Annotated in this window: 1 protein-coding gene; it reads right to left on the bottom strand. The window is 64.6% G+C overall.

The genetic code is table 11. The features are described 5' to 3' along the window. Window positions 1–16: 16 nt before the first annotated feature. Window positions 17–913, bottom strand: a complete 897-nt coding sequence (locus tag VW23_RS22225) for an alpha/beta fold hydrolase (RefSeq protein ID WP_069911685.1) — start codon at window positions 911–913, stop codon at window positions 17–19. Between the last annotated feature and the right edge of the window lie 114 nt (window positions 914–1,027).

Genomic DNA, 1,027 nt, shown 5'->3' with positions numbered 1-1,027 from the left:
GGCCCAACATGCACCTTTACTTCGCGTCGATGAACGCCAGCGCCGTCTCGACCAGCTTGGGCGAGTTCATCATGGTGTAGTGGGTGACGCCGGGGAGGATGGCGAGGCGGTTCTGGTTCATGCCGGAGCCATCCCACAGCGCATCCTGCAGGCCGCCGCCGAGCAGCTCGAAAAACTTTGCCGCGTGGCTGGTGCGGACGGCGTCCCAGTCACCATAGATCAACTGGGTCGGAACCTTGAGGTTGGGGACGTCGGCCGAGAAATCGTAGTCCTGGCCCATATACTGCATCTGGTCGAGCAGCTTCGGGAAGTTCACTTCGGGGTCCGGGTTCACCGCGGCAAAGCCCTGGTAGAGCGGCGAGGGCTTCATCATCTCGAACTGGCTGGCGTTCAGGCCGCGCATGCCCTGCTGGTTGTAGTCGTGCCAGCCGGAGAAGGCGAAGGGTGCCGAGGCGATGACCAGCTTGTTGACCAGCTCGGGGTGGGCGAGCGCCAGGCGCAGGCCGATGGTGCCGCCCATCGAGTAGCCGACGACATCGACCTTCTCGAGCCCCAGCGATTTGATCACTTCGGCGACGTCGGCGGCCATGTTGTCGAAGCTCATCGGTCGATCGAGCGGGCCGGTGTGGCCGTGGCCCTGCGCCTCGACGGCAATCACCTGGTGACTGGCGGCAAGACCGGAGAGGACCGGACCGAAGTTGTCGATGGTCATCAGGCCGCCATGCAGCAGGACGAGCGGCGCGCCCTCGCCGTAGGTGGCGTAGTAGACCTTGCCGCCGGTGACGGGGACATAGCCGGATGTGGTTGCGGTGAGCATGGGAGCAGTTCCTTCTTGAGCAGTTGCAGTGAGGACCGGCAGGGCGGAAGCAAAGCCGGTGAGGATGGCGATGGCAAGGACGGTGCGACGTAGCATGGGAAGTCTCCGTGGTTGGATATGGCTCCGCCGGTCCCGCGAGATCGCAGGGTGACGGAGGTGATGATTGAGGGTTTGGCCGCCCCCTCCACCACCCTTCGCGTGCTCCCCCTC

Source organism: Devosia insulae DS-56 (genome assembly GCF_000970465.2).
Lineage (GTDB): Bacteria > Pseudomonadota > Alphaproteobacteria > Rhizobiales > Devosiaceae > Devosia_A > Devosia_A insulae.
This window is presented reverse-complemented; position numbering and strand designations above follow the sequence as displayed.